Here is a 21456-nt window from a genome sequence, read left to right as displayed (position 1 = left end):
ATGCCCGGCCCCGCGCCCGCCGCGCCGGACGGCGAACTGCTGCCCGCCACCCGCCGCGCCCTGCTGCGCCGGATCGCGGTCGGCCAGGCCGAGGGCCGTACGCCGTCGATCGTCGGCGCGGTCGTACGGGACGGGCGGATGGTCTGGTTCGGCGCGCGCAGCATGATCGAGGGGCACGCGCCGGACGCCGACACGCAGTACCGGATCGGCTCGATCACGAAGACGTTCACGGCGGTGCTGGTGATGCGGCTGCGTGACGAGGGGCTGCTGGAGCTGACCGATCCGCTGGCGCGGCACCTGCCGGACCTGCCGGACGACGCGGAGGACGTGGCCGGTCTGACGATCGGCCAACTCGTCACCCACACCTCCGGCCTGGCCTCCGAGACGCCGGGCCCCTGGTGGGAGCGGACCCCCGGCGACCTGCGGCCGGAACTGGCCGACATCCTCGGCCCGGCCCCCGTCAAACACCCGGCCGGACGGCGCTACCACTACTCCAACCCCGGATTCGCGCTGCTCGGCGCCCTGGTGGAGGCCAAACGCGGCGTGCCGTGGGCCGAGGCCCTGAAGGCCGAAGTGCTCGACCCGCTGGGCATGCCGCGTACGACGGCGCTGCCGCAGGCCCCGGCCGCCGGGGGCTTCGCCGTCCACCCGTGGGCGGACGTGATGCGGCCCGAGGTCGTACAGGACACCGGACTGATGGCGCCCGCGGGCCAACTGTGGTCGACGGCCCAGGACCTGGCGCGTTGGGCGGGCTTCCTCGCGGCCGGGCACCCGGACGTGCTGGCCGCGGCGACACTGGCCGAGATGCGCGCGCCCGCCGCGCCGCCGGCCGCGGCCGACCCCGACTCGGGTTACGGCCTCGGGCTCCAGCTCACCCGGCACGGCGACCGCCCGCTCGCCGGCCATACGGGCTCGATGCCGGGCTTCCTGGCCACCGTGTGGGTGAGCGTCGCGGACGGCGTGGGCGCGCTCGCGATGGCCAACTCCACCTCGGGGCCCGCGATCGGCACCATCGCCGCCGACCTGCTGGCGATCACCGCCGACGCCGAGCCCGGCCTGCCCGCGCCCTGGCGGCCCGCCGACGCGCTCGACCCGGCGCTGCTCGACCTGGCGGGCCCCTGGTACTGGGGCACGTCCGGCTACAGCCTGCGCGTCCACGCCTCCGGCGACCTCGCGCTCGCGCCGCTGACCGGCCAGGGCCGCGGCGCGCGCTTCCGCGCGGAATCCGACGGCACCTGGACCGGCCTGGAGGGGTACTACGCGGGCGAGACGCTGCGGCCGGTGCGGCGCGCCGACGGCTCGGTCGGCCATCTCGACCTGGGGTCCTTCGTGTTCACACGCGTGCCGTACGACCCTTCGGCGCCGCTGCCGGGCGGACCTGGCCCTGGTCCTGGTCCCGGTCCTGGCTCCGGTTCCGGGCAGGGGAACTGGCCGGTGCGCTGAGGCCGTTGGCCTCGGGAGCGCGGTCGGCGCTGTCCTGAGCGCTGTCCTGAGTGCCGTTCCGCGTGCTGTCCTGCGTGCTGTCCTTCGAGCCGTCCGAGGACGGGGGCCTGAGCAGGACGGCGGCGACCGCGGCGCCGAGGGCCAGCAGTCCGGCGGCGACCACGAAGGCCAGGTGGTAGCCGCTGGTCAGGGCGGCCGGTACGGAGTGGCCCGCGGCGAGCTTCCGGTCGGTGCGGGCGGCGGCCAGGGCGGCGAGTACGGAGAGGCCGAGCGCGCCGCCGATCTGCTGGGCGGTGTTGAAGACGCCGGACAGCAGCCCGGAGTCTGCGGGGGTCGCCTCCGACATGCCCAGCGTCATCAGGGAGGGCATGGCCAGGCCGAAGCCGACGCCGAAGACCAGGATCGCCGGGAGGATGTCGGCGGGGTACGAGGCGTGCGCGGAGGGGGCCCTCGCCAGGATGAGGAAGCCGCCCGCGAAGAGCAGCAGGCTGGGCAGCAGGACGGCGCGCTGGCCGAAGCGGGCGCCGAGCCGGGCGGACAGCAGCAGGGACATCACGCCGATCATCGCGCCGGTCGGCGCCAGCGCGAGCCCGATCCGCACCGGGCCGTAGCCGAGCACCTGCTGGAGATAGAGGCTGGTCATGAACTGGAAGCCGAAGCCGCCCGCGACCATCAGTGCCAGCACGACGTTCGCGCCCGAGACGATCCGGGAGCGGAAGATCCGCAACGGCATCAACGGCTCGGCCGCCTTGGTCTGACGGATCAGGAACCCGGCCAGCAACAGGGCGGACAGCGCCGCGAGTCCTGCGGTGGCGGGGGACGTCCAGCCCCGGCCGGTGGTCCCGACGATGGTGTAGACGCCCAGCATCAGGGCGGCGGTGACCAGGACGGCACCCGGCGCGTCGACCCCGGGACGCGCGCTCCCGGCGCGGGGCTCACGGGGCTCACCACGGGACTCGCGGGGCTCGCGTACGGCGGCCGGGCGGTCGTCGGGCAGCAGGCGCAGGCTGAGCAGGGCGGCGGCCGAGCCGATGGGGAGGTTGACGAAGAAGATCCAGTGCCAGTTGATGGCCTGGGTGAGGATGCCGCCCACGAGCAGGCCGAGGACGCCGCCCGCGGACTGCACGAAGCTGTAGACGCCCATGGCGCGAGCCCGGCCGCGGGCGTCGGGGTAGAGCGCGATGACCATGCCGAGGCTGACGGCCGAGACCATCGCACCGGCCGCGCCCTGGACGAAGCGGGCCGCGATCAGCAGCCCCGCGGAGTCCGCGAACCCGCACAGCAGCGAGGCGACGGTGAACGCCGCCAGGCCGGTGACCAGGATTCTGCGGCGGCCGAACAGGTCGCCGAGGCGGCCGGCGAGCAGCAGCAGCCCGGCGAAGGCGATGAGGTAGGCGTTGACCACCCAGGCGAGGCTCGACTGCGAAAAGCCCAGGTCACGGCGGATGGACGGCAGCGCCACATTCACGATCGTGCCGTCGAGGATGATCATCAGGGTGCCCGCGCTGAGCACCGCGAGAGCCGCGCCGCGCGACGATCCGGCGGCATGGGGACGGAGTGGCATGAGGTCGCCTCCTGGCGAAAGGGATACCAGGAGTGACCGTAGCAGATGGTTTTGTTGGAGACTATCTCTTACGGGCTTACCTTGCGGGTGCGTGCCCGGCGGTGGAGCGGACCGGCGCGGTGCGGTGCGGTGCGCTGCGGTGCGGGGTCGGGGGCGGACCGCGGCGGAGCGGGCTACTTGCGGGACTGGCGCGGGCGGCGCACTCCCTGGCCGCCGTCCGGTGCGCCCGCGGGGGTCGCGAGATGGCCGTTGACCAGCCGGTTCAGCGCGGAGACAAAGGCGGTGCGCTCGCTCTCCGGCAGCGCGCCGAGCACGTCCTCGTGCACGTGGTCGACGATCTCCTGGCCCTCGGCCACGACCTTCTCGCCCGCCGGGGTCACCTTGATGATCCGCGCGCGCCGGTCGGTCGCCGACGGCACCCGCTCGGCCAGCCCCGCCCGCTCCAACTGGTCGACGGTGACGACCATCGTGGTCTTGTCCAGGTCGGACAGCTCGGCGAGTTGCGCCTGGGTCCGCTCGGCCTCCAGCGCGTGCGCCAGCACGCAGTGGGCGCGCGGCGACATGCCGATCTCCGCGAGCGCCGCCGACATCTGGGTGGCCAGTACGTGGGCGGTGTGCTGGAGCAGGTACGACATGTCGGCGGTCCGCGCCGACAGGGGGACGTGTCCTGCGGTGGTCACGGCCTCTGCGGTCGCTGCTGTCTCTGCGGTCATGCGTCGAGACTAGCAAAATAGGTCCGCTACGGGACGATCCCGTAGCAGACCTATCGGGGACGGCGGGACGGGACCCCGTGGAGACCTGGAGACCTGGAGACGCGGACTCCGGGGACGGCGCGGCGGATAGTACGCGAAACCGTTTCTCCAGTGGTGACGCTTCGCGCTATTCGTCCGGTGCCCTCACGCAGCGTGGCACGCTCACACGGCACCGCAGGCGAGCTGAGCGAAGGATCGACCACCGGGAGTTCGGGGCCACGTGATCATGGATGCCAAGACCACCGACCCGGCCTCACCGGCGTCTCCGCAGCCCAGGGGGCGGCGCCGCAAGATCGCGCAGCCCCGGCAGGAGCCCGCCGCACCCATGACGCGGCCCGCCGCCGCGCAGCGGCAGGAGCCGGGACCAGCGCCGGAACCCGAGCCGGAGCCGCGGGCTTCGGCGCCGACCGAGCCGTCCGCGTACACGCCGGCGTCGATACCGGCGTCGGCGTTCACGGCCGCACCCGCACCGGCACCGGCACCGGCACCGGCACCGGCACCGGCACCAACACCCGCACCGGCACCCGCGTTCGTACCGCCTCCCGTACCGCGGATGCCCGGACCCGAGACGCCCGCCTCCCCGGCGGCCTCCCCGGCGGCCTCCCCGGCGGCCTCCCCGGCCGGGTCCCCGTCGCCCGACGCGCTCCTCATCCGCCGCACCATGGAGGAGATCGGGCCGGTCGCGGACCGGACGGTCTCGTACTTCTACGCGCTGCTCTTCATCCACCACCCCGAGCTGCGCGACCTGTTCCCCGCCGCAATGGACGCGCAGCGCGACCGGCTGGTCAAGGCGCTGCTGACGGCGGCCGAGCACATCGACGACCCGGCGGCGCTCGGCGACTACCTGTCGCACCTGGGCCGTGGGCACCGCAAGTACGGCACCCGCGCCGAGCACTACCCGGCGGTCGGCGAGGCGCTGCTCGGCGCGCTCGCCCGGTACGCGTCGGCGGTGTGGGGCCCGGAGACCGAGGCGGCGTGGGTCCGCGCGTACGCCGCGATCTCGCAGACGATGATCGACGCGGCGGCCGAGGACGAACGGCACGCGCCGCCCTGGTGGCAGGCCGAGATCGTCAGCCACGAGCTGCGGACCCCCGACGTCGCGGTGGTCACCGTACGGCCCGACCAGCCGTACGCCTTCCTCGCCGGGCAGTACACGATGGTGGAGACCCCGTGGTGGCCGCGGATCTGGCGGAACTACTCCTTCGCCGCCGCGCCCCGCGACGACGGCCTGCTGACCTTCCACATCCGCGCGGTCCCGGCGGGCTGGGTCAGCAACGCGCTGGTCGGCAGGGCCCGCCCCGGTGACGTCGTGCGGCTCGGGCCGCCCTCCGGTTCGATGGTGGCCGACCACGCCTCGGACGACGGCATGCTCTGCCTGGGCGGCGGCACCGGCATAGCGCCGATCAAGGCGCTGGTGGAGGACGTCGCCCGGCACGGGCGGCGGCGCCCGGTCGAGGTGTTCTACGGCGCCCGCCGCACCAGCGACCTCTACGACCTCGACACGATGCTGCGCATGCAGCGCGAGCACTCCTGGCTGTCGGTCCGCACCGTCGTCGCCGACACCCCCAGCGACGCGCTGTCCGGGCCGCTGCCGGACGCCGTACGCGCGCACGGGCCGTGGGAGGCGTACGACGCGTATCTGTCGGGGCCGCCGGGGATGATCCGCAGCAGTGTGGACACGCTGGTGCGGATCGGGATGCCGTCGCACCGGATACGGCACGACCTCGTGCAGGAACTGGTCGCGGCGGGGGACTGACGCGACCGGCCGCCGGTCCCCTCACGGCTGTCAGCCGAGGTCGGGGCCGAGCAGGCCCAGCACCCCTTCGATGTTCGCGTCCAGGTAGTGCCGCAGGGTCAGCGGCACGATGTCGACCGAGGCCAGGCCCATGCGGCTGAAGGGCACGCGCACGATCTCGTACTCCCCGCAGGGCTCGTCGATCTCCGGGCCGTGCCGCTGGTCGAGGTCCATCGACTCCAGGCGGCAGGCGAAGAAGTACTGCACCTTCACGCCGTGCGAGCCGTCGTCCGCGATGTGCTCGACGGTGTCGACGAAGGCGGGCACCACATCGGTGACCTTGGCGCCCAGCTCCTCGTCGACCTCGCGGTGCATGGCCGCGACCACGCTCGCGTCGTCGTCCTCGACCCCGCCGCCCGGCGTGAGCCAGTACGGGGCGAGGCCGGGCTTGGTGCGCTTGATCAGTACGAGCCGGTCGCCGTCGAGAACGATGGCGCGGGCCGTGCGCTTCACCACCGGCCGGGTGGTGGGGCCGTCATGCGTGTCCGGGGGCATGGTGGACATCTGCCGCAGTGCGCGCGGCGGCAAACTTGCCGCACCGCACAATTCCCGGCGCCGCCCCGGCGAATCGGAGCGCACCCCTCCGCCGTCGTGCCACCGCCGTGCCGCCGTGCGCCCGCGCGCCCTCACCCGTACGAAGACGCGCCTGAGCGCGCGGACGACCACGCGCTCACCCGTACGAAGACGCGCTTCGGCCCCCGACGCCCACGCCTTCACCCTGACGAAGACGCGCCTCGCCCCCCCGGCGCCCGCGCGCTCACCCTGACGAAGACGCCGCTTCGTCCAGTGCGCGCAGCACATCGGCCACGATGTCCTCGGGGTCCTCGACGCCCACCGAGAAGCGGACGAAGCCGGGCGGTACGGCGTCGCCGCCCCACCGTCCGCGGCGCTCCGCGGTGCTCTGGACGCTGCCGAAGCTGGTGGCCTCTGAGGTGAGGCGCAGCGCGGTCAGGAAGCGTTCGGCGTGGGCGCGGTCGGGGAGGGTGAAGGAGACGACGCCGCCGAAGCGCCGCATCTGGGTGGCGGCCACGGCGTGCGCGGGGTCGGACGGCAGGCCCGGGTGACGTACGTCCGTCACCTCGGCGCGGTTCAGCAGCTCACTCGCGAGGGTGAGCGCGTTCGCGGACTGCCGGTCCACGCGCAGGGCGAGCGTCGCCAGCGAACGGTGGGCGAGCCACGCCTCCATCGGCCCCGGAATGGCGCCGACCGTCTTGCGCCACTGCCTCACGCTCGCGTTCAGCCCGGCGTCGCGCGTGGTGACGTAGCCCATCAGCAGGTCACCGTGCCCGTTGAGCGCCTTGGTGCCGCTGGCCACGGAGAAGTCCGCGCCCAGGGCGAGCGGGCGCTGCCCGAGCGGCCCCGCGAGGGTGTTGTCGACGGCGACCAGCGCGCCCGCCGCGTGCGCGGCGTCCGACAGCCGGCGGATGTCGCACACGTCCAGGCCCGGATTCGACGGCGTCTCCAGCCACAGCAGCCGCGCGCCCTCCAGCGCCGCGAGCTGCCCGTCGCCGACGGTCGGCGCGAGCCGTACCGCTACGCCGTACGACTCCAGGCGCTCCCGCAGCGAGCGCGTCGCCTGGTAGCTGTCGGACGGCAGCACCACGGTGTCGCCCGCCCGCACCTGGGAGAACAGCACGGCGGCGACCGCGCCCATGCCGGAGGCGAAGGCGAGCGTCGCGGCGGCCGGGTCGCCGGGGCACTCCAGCTCCGAGACGGCCGCCTCCAGCCGCTCCCAGGTCGGATTCTCGTCCCGGCCGTACGTGTACGGGCCGCTGGCCTCGCCCGGCAGGTGGTAGTGCGAGACGAAGACCGGGCCGGGGAGCGAGGGTTCGTACGCGGTCGCCGGGGGCCGTCCCGCGTGCACGCTGCGGGTGCTGTCGCCAGCGGCCTCCGGCCGGGCGGCCTGATGCCGTTCGGCCGCCCGCTGTGCCGCTTCGTGTCCCGCGGCCCCCTGGTCGGTCCCCCGCCCGGTCTCCTGGTCGGTCCCCAGCTCGGTCTCCCGCCCGGCCCCTTGTGCCGCCCCCTGCTCGGTCCCCTTCTCAGGGTGGTGACTGGTCACTCGTCGTCCGGAAGGACGACGGCCAGCGCCCAGGAGACGATGCTGATGATCAGACCGCCGAGCACCGCGGTCCAGAAGCCGTGGACGTGGAAGTCGAGGCTGAGTTTGTCGGCCAGCCAGGAGGTCAGGAGCAGCATCAGGGCGTTCACCACCAGGGTGATCAGCCCGAGGGTGAGGATGAACAGTGGGAAGGACAGAACCTTCACGACCGGCTTCACGAGCCAGTTGACGACGCCGAAGACCAGGGCGACGAGGATGAGGGTGAGGACCTTGTGCCAGGTGCTGTCCCCGGTGAGCGTGATGTCCTTGAGCAGCCAGACGGCGACCGCGAGGGCACCGGCGTTCGCCAAGGTCTTGACGATGAAATTCTTCATGGTGTGATCGTCGCAGACCTGATCACGCAAGCAAGAGACCGGACAAGTACCGGACGGAGTCCGGACAAGGGGAGTACGCGATGAAGGTGTTCCGGCTGGACGACCTGGACGCGGAGCGGGCCGCCAACGAGGGGGCGTATCTCCGTTTCCTGCGCGAACGCACCATGTCGGCCGGGCTCTACGCGCTCAAGGCCGGTGAGAACGACCCCCAGCAGCCGCACGCCCAGGACGAGATCTACCTGGTGGTCAGCGGCCGGGCGGCGATCACCGTGGGGGAGGAGACGACCACCGTGGGTCGCGGCAGCGTCGTCTACGTACCGGCCGGGACCCCGCACCGCTTCCACCACATCACCGAGGACCTCAGGGTCATGGTGGTCTTCTCACCCCCGGAGCCCTAAGGGTGCGTTCAGGGTCGTATCCGGCCTCCTGGCCCTCCGCCGCAGGCATCGGTGGCCCTACAGTCGAAGTATCGGCGGAACACCGCCAGGACCCGAGAAGGAGAAGGAGACCGAGGACATCATGGAGAAGCTGCTGAAGGGCCTGCCGTGGTGGGTGAAGTGGGTGGCCATCCCGGTCATCGCGCTGATCGTCTTCGGCTCGCTGATCGCCAGCCTGGTGAGCATCGTCTTCGGACTGCTCTTCAAGGTGATCGTGTTCGTGGTCCTGGTCGGGGCGCTGGTGCTGGTCGTCAAGCGGGTCACCGGCGGCGGTGGCTCCTCCGGGTCGGGGCGGGACTGGTAGGTCCGGCGGGGCCGGTCGCGCCCTTGCCGCCGTTGTCGTCACCGTTCTTGCCGCCGCTCCTCTCGTGCCGGTCGGCGCTGACCACCAGCGCCGCCAGGGCCGTGGTCAGCGGCACCGAGGCGACCAGGCCGATGCTGCCCACCAGGGTGCGGACGATCTCCTCCGCCACCAGTTCGCTGCTGGCCACCCGCAGGACGCCGCTGCGCGCGATCGAGAAGAGCAGCAGCAGCGGCAGCGCGGCGCCCGCGTACGCCATCACCAAGGTGTTGACCACCGAGGCGATGTGGTCGCGGCCGATCCGCATACCGGCGCCGTAGAGTTTGCGCCAATTCGCGCCGGGATCGGCGTCCTTCAGCTCCCACACCGCCGAGGTCTGGGTGACGGTGACGTCGTCGAGCACGCCGAGCGAGCCGATGATGACGCCCGCGAGCAGGACGCCCTTGATCTCGATGCCGGGATAGAGGCTGTGGATCACGCCCGTCTCGTCCGAGGTGTTGCCGGTCAGCCGCGCCCAGTCGATGAAGACCGAGCCCAGGACGCCGATCAGCAGCAGTGAGCAGAGCGTGCCGAGGACGGCCACCGAGGTGCGGGCGTTGACGCCGTGGCACATGTACAGCGCGATGAGCATGATGGCGCTGCCGCCGACCACCGCCACCAGCAGCGGATTGTCGCCGCGGAGGATGGCCGGAAGGATGAAGAGGGTCAAGATCCCGAACGAGACGATCAGTGCGATCAGGGCCATCAGACCGCGCAGCCGTCCGACGACGATCACCGCGACCGCGAAGATCCCGGCGAGCAGCGCGAGCGGGAAGCCGCGGTCCACGTCGGTGACCGAATAGCGCAGCCCGGCGGGGGCGTTGGGCGCGTACGCGAGGACCACGCCCTCGCCCTTGGTGTAGCGGCGGGACTGGTCGGGGTGCACGATCTCGGTGAAGGTCGTCCCCTTGTCGGGCCCCGACTCGACCTCGATGGTGGCCTTCTGGCAGGTGTCGCTCGCGGCCGACGACGACTGGCCCGGGTTCTCCGCCTTGCAGGACACGTCGACCAGTCGCACCACCTTGCCCTGCCGGGTCTGCTGGTCGAAGCCGACGCCGCTGCGGGCGTGTTGGGGCGCGCCGCCCGGCCACAGCACGATCAGGCCGACGACGACGGCGGCGGCGAAGGGGACCAGGATCGCGGCGATGACCTTGCGCAGGTGCTGGGAGACCGGCGGCACGGGGCCGTGGCCGTGGCCATGACTGTGGCTGTGTCCGTGACTGTGCCCGTGGCTCGCGCCGGGGCCGGGGCCGGGGCTGTGGCCGGGGCCGTGGCCGTGGCCGGGTCCGGGGCCGGGGCCGGGACTTGGGCTCTGCGGGGGCTCTTCCACGGGCTGATCATCGCAAGATCCCTGGTGCCTGTCCTCGCCGAACCGCTACCGTGGGGGCACCTTTGCAAACGCGGGAGCTCGGAGCACCGGGCTGAGAGGGCGCTGAACCTGTTGCCGGCACGGCATGACCGCCGGGACGAACGCTGCGCCGACCGCTGAACCTGTTACCGGGTAATGCCGGCGTAGGGAGTGGGTCTCATGACCATGCAGGACGCGCACACGCCTGAATCCGACGGGGACGAATCCGCCCGTACGGAGTCGGTCGGCTCGAACCGTACGGAGTCGGTCGCCTCGAACCGTACGGAAGCGGACGGCTCGAACCGTACCGAAGTGGACGGTCCCGTACGGGACATCGGCTGGCACAAGTCGTACGTCGTCGGATCGCGGCCGGACCTGCGGGTGCCGGTCCGGCAGGTGCACCTCACCAATGGGGACGCCGTGACGCTGTACGACACGTCGGGCCCGTACACCGATCCGTCCGTGGAGACGGACGTCCGGCGCGGGCTCGCCCCGCTCCGGGAGCACTGGATCATCGCGCGCGGCGACACCGAGGAGTACCCGGGACGGCCGGTCCGCCCCGAGGACGACGGCCTCAAGCACACCTCGCCGCGCGGCGGGCTCCGCAATCTCGACGCGGTCTTCCCCGGCCGCCCCCGGCTCCCCCGCCGGAGCCGTACCGGGACGCCGGTCACCCAACTCGCTTACGCCAGGCGGGGCGAGATCACGCCGGAGATGGAGTACGTCGCGCTGCGCGAGAACGTCCCGTCCGAGATCGTCCGGGACGAGATCGCCGCGGGGAGGGCCGTACTGCCCGCCAATATCAACCACCCGGAGATCGAGCCGATGGTCATCGGCAAGCGGTTCCTGGTGAAGGTCAACGCCAACATCGGCAATTCGGCGGTCACTTCCTCCATCGAGGAGGAGGTCGACAAGATGACCTGGGCCACCCGCTGGGGCGCCGACACGGTCATGGACCTGTCCACCGGCCGCAACATCCACACCACCCGCGAGTGGGTGCTGCGCAACTCCCCCGTCCCCATCGGCACCGTCCCGCTCTACCAGGCGCTGGAGAAGGTCGACGGCCGCGCGGAGGAGCTGAGTTGGGACGTCTACCGCGACACCGTCATCGAACAGGCCGAGCAAGGCGTCGACTACATGACGGTGCACGCGGGCGTGCTGCTCCGCTACGTCCCGCTGACCGCCCGCCGCAAGACCGGCATCGTCTCGCGCGGCGGCTCGATCATGGCCGCGTGGTGCCTGGCGCACCACCAGGAGAGCTTCCTCTACACGCACTTCGAGGAGCTGTGCGAGATCCTGGCCGCGTACGACGTCACGTACTCGCTCGGCGACGGCCTGCGCCCCGGCTCCATCGCGGACGCCAACGACGAGGCGCAGTTCGCCGAACTGCGCACCCTCGGCGAGCTGAACACCATCGCCAAGCGGCACCAGGTGCAGACGATGATCGAGGGCCCCGGGCACGTGCCCATGCACAAGATCAAGGAGAACATCGACCTCCAGCAGGAGATCTGCGAAGAGGCCCCGTTCTACACGCTCGGCCCGCTCACCACCGACATCGCCCCCGCCTACGACCACATCACCTCCGGCATCGGCGCCGCGATGATCGCCTGGTGGGGCACCGCGATGCTCTGCTACGTCACCCCCAAGGAACACCTCGGGCTGCCCGACCGCGACGACGTCAAGACCGGTGTGATCACCTACAAGATCGCCGCCCACGCCGCCGACCTCGCCAAGGGGCACGAGGGCGCCCAGGCGTGGGACGACGCCCTGTCCGACGCGCGCTTCGAATTCCGCTGGGAAGACCAGTTCAACCTCGCCCTCGACCCCGCCACCGCCCGCGCCTTCCACGACGAGACGCTCCCCGCCGAGCCCGCCAAGACCGCCCACTTCTGCTCCATGTGCGGCCCGAAATTCTGCTCGATGAAGATCTCCCACGACATTCGCCGCGACCACGGCGGCCCCGTCGCCCCCGTCCCCGCCTCCGAGGCCGAGCTGGGCATGGCCCAGAAGTCCCGCGAGTTCGCCGCCGCCGGCAACCGCGTGTACCTGCCGCTGGCGGACTGACACCCGGGCCCCGGCACCCCGGTGCCGGGGCCCTCACCCCAGATACGGCCGCTCCCGGCCCTCCAAGTAGTGGGCGATCCGGAGGCGTTGGGTGTGATGCATCGGCAGCTCGTCCACCTCCCGGGCAGCGACGAAGCGCACTTCCGTGGACTCGTCCGAGACGGCCAGCTCCCCGCCGGTGACCCGGGCGGTGAAGCAGACGTTGAACTGTCGGCGTACCTCCCCGTCCGTGTACGCGATCACGTGGCGCGGATCGGTGTACGTGCCGACGAGCCCGGTGATCTCCACGTCCAGGCCCGTCTCCTCCTTGACCTCGCGCACCGCCGTGCCGGGCAGGGAATCGGTCATCTCCATGCCGCCCCCGGGCAGCGCCCACAAGCCGTTGTCGCGGCGCCGCTGGAGCAGGATGCGACCCTGCTCGTCGGTGACGACGGCAGACGCGGCGACGACGAGACTGTTCGGTGCGGGGGCGTCCGGATCGTCGTAGAACTCGGTGCGTGCCATGGCGTCAGTGTTCCCGAGGCGCGGGCTGCGCCGTGGCCCATACGGCGTCGAAGCTGTCGGCGTAGGTGTCGAACAGGCTGCCGTCGCCGTGCCGCCGCAGGTGCCAGACGGCCCTGCGCGCCACGGTTCGGCTGGTGCGGGACCGTCCCGAGGCGGGACACCTGGCCGGGAGGGGGCGGGGCAGCGGAGGGGGTCTCGTACGGTTGTGCGCGTGATGCTGATCGCAGGCGAACCGCGCAGACTCGGAGTTCCCTCGTCCGAGGCGCGGCTCAGGTTCGAAGAGGGTCCCAGGCGGGCGGGGGCGGGGGCCGGTCTCAGACTTCTGGCGCTCGACGGTGAGCCGGCGTTCGAGCGCAGCTTCTGGTGCGGTACGTGCGGGCTGCTCTTCCGGCGGCTTGAGGGTGCCCAGGGGACGCTGTCGCCGGAGGGCGTACGGGACCGTCTCGCCGGCCACCTCACGGATGTGGACGACGGCGTCCTCCAGGCGTTCGGCTCCTTGCTGCCGGAAGGCGACTACCGCCCCTTGCTGCTTCGCATCGAGCCGAGGCTGGTCTTTCCCGGCAAGGAAGGTGACTACTTCAGCGGCGAGAAGGTCGCCACATGGGGCATCGACGGGTTCTGGGGCCTCCCGGACCACCCGTGCACGCCGTATTTCCGTACGTTCGAGACACCAGTCGACAACGAGGCGCATCTCTACGAGTTCGTCGTGCCGATGGTGCCGCCGTCCTGGAACGAACGCGAGCGGGTGGCGGACTACGCCGAGCGGTTGGGAGGCGGAGCGGTACCGACGGCGGTGGCGGTTTCGACTCTGGACCGCTGCATGCCCGCGATGAACACCGGGGCGACCGACTACTACGAGCACTGGGGGCTTACGCATTTCCTGCTCGACGGCCACCACAAAATGGAGGCCGCGGCATCGACCGGGCGGCCTCTGCAACTGCTGTCCCTCTTGGCCATCGGCGAGGGCTTGAGCGAGGACGACGACCATCGCAGGCTGCTCGGATTGCGCACTCAGCAGCGCCAAGAACGCGGTGCTCGCTGATCGCCGGCACCTGCGGCCGGTGAAGACCTGGTGGACGGGCTGTTGGGGGAAAAGGGGGGTGGGGGAGAATCGGGCGGGTCGGGTGGTGGGTGGGGAAGAGGGCAGGGGATGGGGCAGGCGAGGGGTGAGGGGCGGGATATCGAGTCCGCCGTCGTGATCTATACGGCGGTGGCGAACGGCGGTGGGGCTCCGTACGCGGGGCTGGCGGGGCTGGTGGGGCTGGACGAGGGGCGGCTGGAGTCGGGGCTGCGGACCTTGAAGGGCATGGGGCTGGTCCGGCTGGTGGAGGGGCGGGTCGAGACCGTCGACCCGGACGCCGCGCTGGCGGTGGCGATGGACACGTATCTGGGCACGGCCGCAGCGCAGTTGCGGAACGCGGCGGAGCTCAGCGAGACGACGCAGGCGCTGCTGACGGTGTTCCGGCCGGCGGCGGCGCGGCTCCAGGAGCAGGTGGTCGTCCAGAACTTCGAGGACCTGGAGACCCGGCTGAGCGCGCTGGCCGACATCGACGCCACCGCGCGGGAGTCCGTGGACTCGCTGCACCCGGGCCCGATGCCGCAGGACATGGCGGTGCTGGAGCACTCCCTGGCCGGGGACGCGGCGATGGTACGGCGCGGGGTGCGGGTCCGCGCCCTGTACCCGCGCTCGCTGCTCCAGATCCCGAAGTACAGCAAGTATCTGAACGACCTGACCGACGTGGGCGTCGGCGTCCGGCTGATCGACCACGGCCCGCACGACCTGCTCGTGGTGGACCGGCACACCGTCGTCCTGCCGGGCGTCCCGCACGTACGGTCGTCGATGACGCTGGTGCGCGGCGCGGTGCTGGCCCGCTCGTACGTCTCGGTCTACGAGGACTACTGGCTGCGGGCGAAGCCGATGCCGCACATGGCGCGCGGCGGCCAAGCCACCCCCGCCCCCGACAGCGACGACGACCCCGCCGCCGCCACGGACTTCACCGACCAGGAGCGGACCATCATCCGGCTGATGGCCAACGGCTACAGTGACGACCGCATCGCCAGGACGCTGGGCGTCGCCCGGCGCACCGTGCAGCGCGTGATGACCAAGCTGATGGAACGGCTCCAGGTCTCCAGCCGCTTCGAGGTCGGCCTGAAGCTGGCCCGGCTGCTCGACCCGGACGACCTCTGACCCGGCCGCACCGTACGGCCGTGCGCCGCCACCGTCCATCCACCGCATCCGGGACGCCCACCGCACCCGGGACACCCACCGCACCCGCGTGACCACCGCATCCGCGCGACCACCCTGCGCGACCACCCCACCGTACTGGTGAACCACCCCACCACCCCACCACCGAAGTGTGTCGCACTTGGGACAGTGCCCGATGTGGACAAGGCGATTCCGGCGGCTCGCGAGCATCCCCGCTTAGCATGAGCGGGGGCGCGAAATCGCAGGCCGCGGACGCCGGGTGACCCCTCACCCCCAAGGACGCGGCAGCCGAGAAGATCCGGGGGACAAGCCATGGACCGTCGTTCCGACGAGGACCCACCGCTGATCCAGGAGTTCCTGCGCGAGGCCCGCAGAAATTTCGTGGGCGAACCCGAGCCCATCACGGGCCACAACGGTTACCGCCCGCCGGGCCTGAGCCAGCACGCGGTCGCCCAGCGCCTGGGCATATCACCGCGCCTCTACCAGGACTGGGAGGGCTGCGGACGCCCCATCCCCGCCCACCGCCTCGACAGCCTCGCCAACGCGCTGCGGCTGGACTCGCGCAAGCGCGACGAGCTGTGGTTCATCGTCACCGGCGGCTACCCGCCGCGCGGCCCGGCGGAACCCGACCCCGAGGCCGTCACCGGCTGGACGTCGTACCTCCACGCGCTCCAGGTCCCCGCCCTCACCGTGGACGGCGCCTGGCGGATTCTGGAGACCAACCAGGCGTGGCGCCAGCTCTTCGAGCCCGCGGGCCAGCCGCCGCCCGCGAATCTGCTGCGCTTCGTGCTCTTCGCGCCGTACGCGCGGCAGTTGTGCGCCGAGTGGCGGACCGGCTGGGCGACGGCGTTCCTGCGCCAGCTCCGGCTCCAGGCGCAGACCGCGCACCACCAGCCGCAGACCGGGCCCGACCAGGAACTGCTCCGCGTCATCGCCGAACTGCGCGAGGACCCCGAACTGGCCCGGCTGTGGCAGGCGGAGAGCGAGTCCACCCGGGTCGCGCTGCACCACGACGGCCAGGTACGGCTGCTGCGGCCACCGGCCGGCGGTTACGTCCAGCGGGTGCGCATGCTCGTGTCGTCCCCGGCGCACGATCCCCGGCGCCGAGTGCTGATGTTCATGCCCGCCGTGACGGCGCCCGGCCTGGCGGGGCCCGCCGGGACAGCACCCGGTACGACGGCGTCCGCGACGACGGCGCCCGGCACGGCGGGCCCCGCCGTCCCGACGCTGCGCAGGACCGGCCCCTACTCGGGCGTGTTGTCGGGGCCGCCGAAGTCCGGGCTGGTGAAGTCGGGACTGCTGTAGCGCGGACCGGAGAAGCGCGGCGCGGCGGGCGGCAGCGGCGCGGCCGGGTCGGGCGCCGGACTGCTGAAGTCCGGGCGGGAGTAGCCCAGTCGCGGCATCCGGCTGAGGTCCTGCCCGGTGGCGGGGCCGGGCACCGGGCTCACCGCCGGGCCGTGCGGCGGCTCGTGGGCGCTGGTCGGGGCGAGCGCCGCGCCGGCTGCCGCGTCCTCCAGGAAGGGCAGCATCCCGCGCTCCAGCAGCGCCCGGTACCAGGCGTCGCGCGCGTCGGCGACCTCGGGCGGCAGCGCGTCGGGCGAGTCGTGTATGGCGGAGGAGCCGTCGCGCAGCGCCGTGAGCAGCAGTCCGACCGCGCCGAGCAGTATCGACGCGGCGGTGACGGCGGCGAACAGCCAGCCCGCGGTGCGCAGCGGCGACGCGATGGCGGGCTCGGGGGCCATCGCGCGCAGCGCGTAACCGATCAGCAGGAAGATCACGGCGGCGGCGCCCGCGAGCAGCGGCGTCAGGACGGCGAGGACGGCGATCAGGCCCGCGCCGGAGCCCGCGCCCTCCGCGACGCCCATCGCCGCGTAGCCGAAGGACCGGTTGTCGCGGGCGCGCGCCGACTCGCGGGCGGCCTCCCGCGACGCCTCCCGGACGCCGCGGTACGTCTCGTACTCGGCGGTCGCCGCGTCGGCGATGAGTTCGGCCGCGCCGAGCGCCAGGGTGCGCAACTGCTCGCTGTTCAGGGCGGAGTGACCGTTGGAGTGGTTCGTCCGCCGCGAGGCGGGGCGGCTCTCCTCCACGTCCCCGCCGTCCGGCCCGAGGGCCCGCTCACGGTCGGGTCCGTGATCCCGCAGGACCGTGCGCAGCGCCTCGTCCAGCGCGCGTTCAAAGTCCGGGCGGTCTTCGGTGAGCAGGTGTGGAGCGCTGGTCATGTGCATCCCCCGATGCTCCGACTCCCCGAGCGCGGCCGGTGTTCCCCGAGGGGAACCGGCCCGGTCGGCCGAGTACGCGGAGAGCGGCGTGCCTACGGATACAGCGATGGTAGAGCGGGGAGGCGAGACCGTGACAGGGTGCAACCAGGAAATCTGACGGCGCGAAATGTGCCGGACACCGACACGCCACCCCAAAGACGCCGCGCGAGACGCCCGGCCCGCCGCGCGGAGCGCGACGGACCCGCTAACCCACCAGCGGCAGTTGGGCGACCAGCAGCCGTCCGTCCATCGTGACGCCGCCGTCCATCGCCACCGCCAGATTCTCCGCGTAGACCATCGGTCCGTTGACGGTGTGCACCCGCTCCTCGCCGTCGGCCGGATATTCGCCGCCGACCTCGCCGAGCAGGTACGGGATCGGGCTGTGCCCGTGCACGACGCGGTTGCCCCCGTAGGTGCCGAGCAGTTCGCGGGCGGCCCGCGGGCCGCCGTCGCCGCGGAAGGCGAACCGCTTGGTGAGCTTGCGGAACAGGTCCCAGCACTCGTCGGCGTCGCCGCGCTGGAGCACGCCGGTGACCGTGTCGTTCATCTCCTCGACGCTGCTGCCGTAGTCCAGATACGCGGTGGTGTCGGAGTGCACCAGCAGGTGGCCGTCGGTGACGTGGGCCGCGTCCAGCCGGGACATCCAGGTCAGATGGCGGTCCTCGAGACGGTCCATGTCGGTCGGCTGGCCGCCGTTGAGCCGCCAGGCGGCGAGGAAGGAGGCGGTGCCGCCCGTGGAGTTGACGGGGGTGTCGCCGAACCGGTGCGCGCCGAGCAGCAGCAGTTCGTGATTGCCCATCAGGGCACGGCAGTAGCCGCCCGCCGCCGCGGCCTCCGCCGAGAGCTGCATGACCAGTTCGATGACGCCGATGCCGTCGGGGCCGCGGTCGGTGAAGTCGCCGAGGAACCACAGCCGGGCGCTGCCCGCCGCCCAGTGGCCCTCCTCGTCGACCAGGCCGCACTCGCCGAGCGCCGCCAGCAACTCGTCCAGATAGCCGTGCACATCGCCGACCACGTACAGCGGTCCCGGCCGGTCGCCCGACGCGCCGTCCGCGGTGATCACCGGCAGGTCGTGGGCGGTCGGCGTGTACTCCGCGGGGACCAGGGGCGCGTCGGGTCGCGTCGGCTCGTACGCGGCGGGCCGCTGTGCGGGCGGCGCGCTGTCGTACGCGGGCGGCACCGGTGGTACGGCGGCGCGGGCCGGTTCGTACGCCGGTGCCACACCCGCCCCGCCGGTGGTCGCCGACGGCACGGGCGGTACGGGCGCGGCCGCCGGGACCGCCGATGCCGTGCCGGTCGGAGCCGGAGCCGGAGCCGAATCGATCAGCATGGGAGCCGGTTCCGTCGGAGCCGGAGCCGCGGCCCCGCCGTACCCGCCGGACGTCTCCCCGTAGCCGCCGCGCGGCTCGAATCCGACCGTCGGCTCAAACGCCGGAGCCGTGCCGAAACCGGCCGTCGGCTCGTGCCCGGACACGTACGCGGACGCCTCGGGACGCCAGCCTTCCGAAGTCCCGGGCTCGGGTCCCTGACCTGCCCCCTGAGTCATCGACCCCTCCACGATCGCGCCGCCATCCGCCCATCATAGGAATGACGCTGTCGCGTTGTGACATACCCAGGCACCTGGTTTTCGCAGGGCGCAGACAAACCATCCCTTAGCTCCCTCGTACGCCCGCACGATTCGTCTTCCGGCCGTCGGCGGGGGCTCGGTCACCCGTTCGGCCGATCACTCGCGGGGGTGCCCGGCGGAGCCCTCCGGCCGGACGGCCGCTCTTCCTCAGCCGCCCGCGGGCCCCCGCGGATGACTGACCGTCGTGCGGTGCGCGCGCCGCTGCGAAGAGGTGCGGACGATCAACTCGGTCGGCATCACCTGCTGTACGGGATGCGCGCCGCCGACGCCCTCGATGGCGTCGATGAGCAACTGCACGACCGCCGTACCGATCCGGCGCGGTTTCAGCGACAGCGTGGTGATCGGCGGTTCGGTGCTGGCGTAGACGGTGCTCTCGCTACAGCAGACCAGCAGCAGGTCGTCGGGCACGCGCAGGCCGTAACGGCGGGCGGCGGCCAGCAGATCGGTGCCGTTGGGGTCGAAGAGCCCGTAGACGGCGTCCGGGCGGTCGGGTCGCGCCAGTAAGCGGTCGGCGGCGACCGCGCCCGCCCGCGGGTCGTGCGCGGGATACGACTCGTAGACCGGCTCCTGGCCGACCCGCTCGCACCACTCCAGATACGCGGTGGTGGACAGCCGGGTGTACGTGTCGGTGGTGGTGCCGGTGAGCAGGCCGATCCGGCGGGCGCCCGCGGCGGCGAGGTGGTCGAGGATGCCGAGGACGGCGGCCTCGTGGTCGTTGTCGACCCAGGCGTGCACGGGCACGCTGCCCGCCGGGCGGCCGTCGCTGACCACCGGGACGCCCTGCCGGACCAGTTCGGCGACCAGCGGGTCGTGGTCGGAGGGGTCGATGACGACGGTGCCGTCCAGCGCCACGTTCCCCCACACGTCGTGCCGGGAGGAGGCGGGCAGGATGACCAGGGCGTAGCCGCGGGCCAGGGCGGCGGAGGTGGCGGCCCTGGCCATCTCCGCGAAGTACGCGAATTCGGTGAAGGTGAACGGTTCTTCGCCGTAGGTCGTCACGGTCAGGCCGATCAGGCCCGATCTGCCGGTGCGCAGTGTGCGGGCGGCGGCGGACGGGCGGTAGCCCAGCCGGTCGGCGACCTCGCGCACATGGCGGCGGGTGGCGTCGGGCAGTCGGCCCTTGCCGTTGAGTGCGTCGGAGACAGTCGTGATCGAGACTCCGGCGGCGGCGGCGACGTCCCTGATGCCCGCCCGCTCAAGCCGGCGTCCGATGGGCCGGCTCGCCTGGTGGTTCCCTGCTGCTGTCATGGCCTGCCGATATTAGGACGGCGCTGGTCCGGTCGGCGCCTGCCGTTTCTACCCCCCAGAAGATAGGTTTCTGCAAGATCGAACCCCGTATGCAAGGTGGAATATGCAGGCGGCAGGGCGTGCCTTGTGGGTGATACCGGCGCGGGTGCGGCCGATGCCCGTCCATTGGTCCACCGACAGGAGTGACGTCAACTCACTCCTACGAGGGACGCGGGGTGCCTTTTTTTGGCCGCCTTCTCTCCCCCGGACTCCGTCCGGGGGTGCCCCCATGGGCGGCTCAGACCCGGTATCGACAGTCGATCGCGGGTACCGCACCTCCACAGGGGGCGCGGGCGCTCGTAGGGTGTGGCCATGACCCCCAAGCTGCGCGCGGAACTGGACGGCATCCCCACGTACAAGCCCGGGCGACCCCCGGCCGTGGACGAGAGCGGTGCCCAGGCCGGGCCCGCCTTCAAGCTGTCCTCCAACGAGAACCCGTACCCTCCGCTGCCCGGTGTGCTGGAGGCGGCCACCGCCGCCGCGGCCACGTTCAACCGCTATCCCGACCTGGCCTGCTCGGCGCTGACCGCCGAGCTGGCGGGACGTTTCGGCGTGCCCGAGGCACACGTGGCGACCGGCACCGGCTCGGTCGGCGTGGCCCAGCAGTTGCTCCAGTCGACCTCGGGCCCCGGCGACGAGGTGATCTACGCCTGGCGGTCCTTCGAGGCGTATCCGATCATCACCCGGATCAGCGGCGCGCTGCCGGTGCAGGTGCCGCTGGACGCGGACGAGGTGCACGACCTGGACGCGATGGCGGCGGCGGTCACCGACCGCACGCGGCTGATCTTCGTCTGCAATCCCAACAATCCGACCGGCACGGTGGTGCGCCGGGCCGAGCTGGAACGATTCCTCGACCGGGTGCCGTCCGACATCCTGGTGGTGCTGGACGAGGCGTACCGCGAATTCATCACCGACCCCGATGTTCCCGATGGAATCGATCTGTACCGGGACCGTCCGAATGTGGCGGTGCTGCGGACCTTCTCCAAGGCGTACGGCCTGGCGGGCCTGCGGATCGGCTTCGCGGTGGCGCACGAGCCGGTGGCGGCTGCGCTGCGCAAGACGGCGGTGCCCTTCGGCGTGAGCCAGCTCGCGCAGGACGCGGCGGTCGCCAGCCTGCGCGCGGAGCCGGCGCTGCTGGAGCGGGTCGCGGGCCTGGTCACCGAGCGGACCCGGGTGGTCGAGGCGCTGACCGCGCAGGGCTGGACGGTGCCCGAGACGCAGGCCAACTTCGTCTGGCTGCGGCTGGGGGAGCGCACCACGGACTTCGCGGCGGCGGCCGAGCGGGCCGGCACCACCGTCCGCCCCTTCGCGGGCGAGGGCGTACGGATCACCATCGGCGAGACCGAGGCCAACGATCTGCTGCTGCGGACCGCCGAAAGCTTCCGCAAGGAGCTGTGA

19 protein-coding genes, 1 pseudogene and 1 riboswitch are annotated in these 21456 nt (G+C 72.4%); of the genes and pseudogenes, 9 read left to right on the top strand and 11 right to left on the bottom strand.

The window, feature by feature from the left end:
* Positions 1-1443 (top strand): serine hydrolase domain-containing protein, encoded by a 1443-nt coding sequence (locus ACIOC1_RS02490; protein WP_401851998.1) that lies wholly within the window; start codon positions 1-3, stop codon positions 1441-1443.
* On the opposite strand, the gene ACIOC1_RS02485 is transcribed toward ACIOC1_RS02490, so the two are convergent.
* Both ACIOC1_RS02485 and ACIOC1_RS02480 read right to left on the bottom strand, forming a co-directional pair.
* The gene (locus tag ACIOC1_RS02485) at positions 1334-3007 is read right to left on the bottom strand and encodes an MFS transporter (RefSeq protein WP_401851295.1); all 1674 of its coding nucleotides are present in this window, start codon (positions 3005-3007) and stop codon (positions 1334-1336) included. The two genes, ACIOC1_RS02490 and ACIOC1_RS02485, sit on opposite strands and share 110 nt — an antisense overlap.
* Positions 3008-3180: 173 nt before the next feature.
* Positions 3181-3642, bottom strand: coding sequence for a MarR family winged helix-turn-helix transcriptional regulator (locus ACIOC1_RS02480; RefSeq protein ID WP_355336767.1), 462 nt, complete (start codon positions 3640-3642; stop codon positions 3181-3183).
* A 670-nt stretch (positions 3643-4312) separates the two neighbouring features.
* Here ACIOC1_RS02480 and ACIOC1_RS02475 point away from each other — a divergent pair.
* Positions 4313-5515, top strand: a complete 1203-nt coding sequence (locus tag ACIOC1_RS02475; RefSeq protein ID WP_401851293.1) for a globin domain-containing protein — start codon at positions 4313-4315, stop codon at positions 5513-5515.
* A 30-nt stretch (positions 5516-5545) separates the two neighbouring features.
* Here the strand turns inward: ACIOC1_RS02475 and ACIOC1_RS02470 are convergent, their stop codons facing one another.
* From ACIOC1_RS02470 to ACIOC1_RS02460, 3 genes are all read right to left on the bottom strand, one after another.
* Positions 5546-6049: an NUDIX hydrolase gene (locus tag ACIOC1_RS02470; RefSeq protein ID WP_355336765.1), complete on the bottom strand. Its 504-nt coding sequence runs from the start codon at positions 6047-6049 to the stop codon at positions 5546-5548.
* A gap of 262 nt (positions 6050-6311) precedes the next feature.
* Positions 6312-7418 carry a cystathionine gamma-lyase gene (locus ACIOC1_RS02465; protein WP_401851994.1) on the bottom strand — a complete coding sequence of 369 codons (1107 nt, stop codon included), beginning with the start codon at positions 7416-7418 and terminating at the stop codon, positions 6312-6314.
* A 191-nt stretch (positions 7419-7609) separates the two neighbouring features.
* Entirely contained in the window at positions 7610-7987 is a 378-nt protein-coding gene (locus ACIOC1_RS02460; protein ID WP_355336636.1) for a phage holin family protein, read from the bottom strand.
* 80 nt (positions 7988-8067) lie between these two features.
* Here ACIOC1_RS02460 and ACIOC1_RS02455 point away from each other — a divergent pair, with 80 nt between their 5' ends.
* Both ACIOC1_RS02455 and ACIOC1_RS02450 read left to right on the top strand, forming a co-directional pair.
* Positions 8068-8385 (top strand): cupin domain-containing protein, encoded by a 318-nt coding sequence (locus ACIOC1_RS02455; RefSeq protein WP_355336635.1) that lies wholly within the window; start codon positions 8068-8070, stop codon positions 8383-8385.
* A 121-nt stretch (positions 8386-8506) separates the two neighbouring features.
* Complete coding sequence (locus ACIOC1_RS02450) at positions 8507-8728, top strand: DUF5326 family protein (RefSeq protein WP_355336634.1); 222 nt, start codon at positions 8507-8509, stop codon at positions 8726-8728.
* Here the strand turns inward: ACIOC1_RS02450 and ACIOC1_RS02445 are convergent.
* A complete protein-coding gene (locus ACIOC1_RS02445; RefSeq protein ID WP_401851290.1) occupies positions 8685-10094 on the bottom strand; it encodes a YibE/F family protein in 1410 nt (469 codons plus the stop codon). The genes ACIOC1_RS02450 and ACIOC1_RS02445 overlap by 44 nt on opposite strands.
* Positions 10095-10154: 60 nt before the next feature.
* A riboswitch (TPP riboswitch) is annotated at positions 10155-10300 on the top strand.
* Here ACIOC1_RS02445 and thiC point away from each other — a divergent pair.
* Entirely contained in the window at positions 10293-12176 is a 1884-nt protein-coding gene (thiC, locus tag ACIOC1_RS02440; protein WP_401851288.1) for a phosphomethylpyrimidine synthase ThiC, read from the top strand. (Overlaps the previous riboswitch by 8 nt.)
* Before the next feature lie 33 nt (positions 12177-12209).
* On the opposite strand, the gene ACIOC1_RS02435 is transcribed toward thiC, so the two are convergent.
* A complete protein-coding gene (locus tag ACIOC1_RS02435) occupies positions 12210-12680 on the bottom strand; it encodes an NUDIX domain-containing protein (protein ID WP_401851285.1) in 471 nt (156 codons plus the stop codon).
* Between the two features lie 4 nt (positions 12681-12684).
* Positions 12685-12789: pseudogene (locus ACIOC1_RS02430) on the bottom strand (XRE family transcriptional regulator); the annotation flags it as partial.
* Between the two features lie 105 nt (positions 12790-12894).
* On the opposite strand from ACIOC1_RS02430, the gene ACIOC1_RS02425 reads away from it, so the two are divergent.
* The 3 genes from ACIOC1_RS02425 (at position 12895) to ACIOC1_RS02415 (ending at position 16191) form a co-directional block, all read left to right on the top strand.
* Positions 12895-13722 (top strand): hypothetical protein, encoded by an 828-nt coding sequence (locus ACIOC1_RS02425; protein ID WP_401851992.1) that lies wholly within the window; start codon positions 12895-12897, stop codon positions 13720-13722.
* Positions 13723-13830: 108 nt separating this feature from the next.
* The gene (locus ACIOC1_RS02420; RefSeq protein ID WP_401851282.1) at positions 13831-14868 is read left to right on the top strand and encodes a LuxR C-terminal-related transcriptional regulator; all 1038 of its coding nucleotides are present in this window, start codon (positions 13831-13833) and stop codon (positions 14866-14868) included.
* Positions 14869-15198: 330 nt separating this feature from the next.
* Positions 15199-16191: a helix-turn-helix domain-containing protein gene (locus tag ACIOC1_RS02415; RefSeq protein WP_391158881.1), complete on the top strand. Its 993-nt coding sequence runs from the start codon at positions 15199-15201 to the stop codon at positions 16189-16191.
* Here the strand turns inward: ACIOC1_RS02415 and ACIOC1_RS02410 are convergent.
* The 3 genes from ACIOC1_RS02410 to ACIOC1_RS02400 form a co-directional block, all read right to left on the bottom strand.
* Positions 16131-17111, bottom strand: a complete 981-nt coding sequence (locus ACIOC1_RS02410) for a hypothetical protein (protein WP_401851279.1) — start codon at positions 17109-17111, stop codon at positions 16131-16133. The two genes, ACIOC1_RS02415 and ACIOC1_RS02410, sit on opposite strands and share 61 nt — an antisense overlap.
* A 238-nt stretch (positions 17112-17349) precedes the next feature.
* A complete protein-coding gene (locus ACIOC1_RS02405) occupies positions 17350-18690 on the bottom strand; it encodes a metallophosphoesterase (RefSeq protein WP_401851277.1) in 1341 nt (446 codons plus the stop codon).
* Between the two features lie 228 nt (positions 18691-18918).
* Complete coding sequence (locus ACIOC1_RS02400) at positions 18919-20019, bottom strand: LacI family DNA-binding transcriptional regulator (protein WP_355336624.1); 1101 nt, start codon at positions 20017-20019, stop codon at positions 18919-18921.
* A gap of 351 nt (positions 20020-20370) precedes the next feature.
* Between ACIOC1_RS02400 and hisC the strand changes: the two genes are divergently transcribed.
* Complete coding sequence (gene hisC / locus ACIOC1_RS02395) at positions 20371-21456, top strand: histidinol-phosphate transaminase (RefSeq protein WP_355336623.1); 1086 nt, start codon at positions 20371-20373, stop codon at positions 21454-21456.

The organism is Streptomyces sp. NPDC088197 (assembly GCF_044741185.1).
Lineage (GTDB): Bacteria > Actinomycetota > Actinomycetes > Streptomycetales > Streptomycetaceae > Actinacidiphila.
Note: the sequence above shows the minus strand (reverse complement) of the source record. Positions and strands in the feature narration are given on the sequence as shown.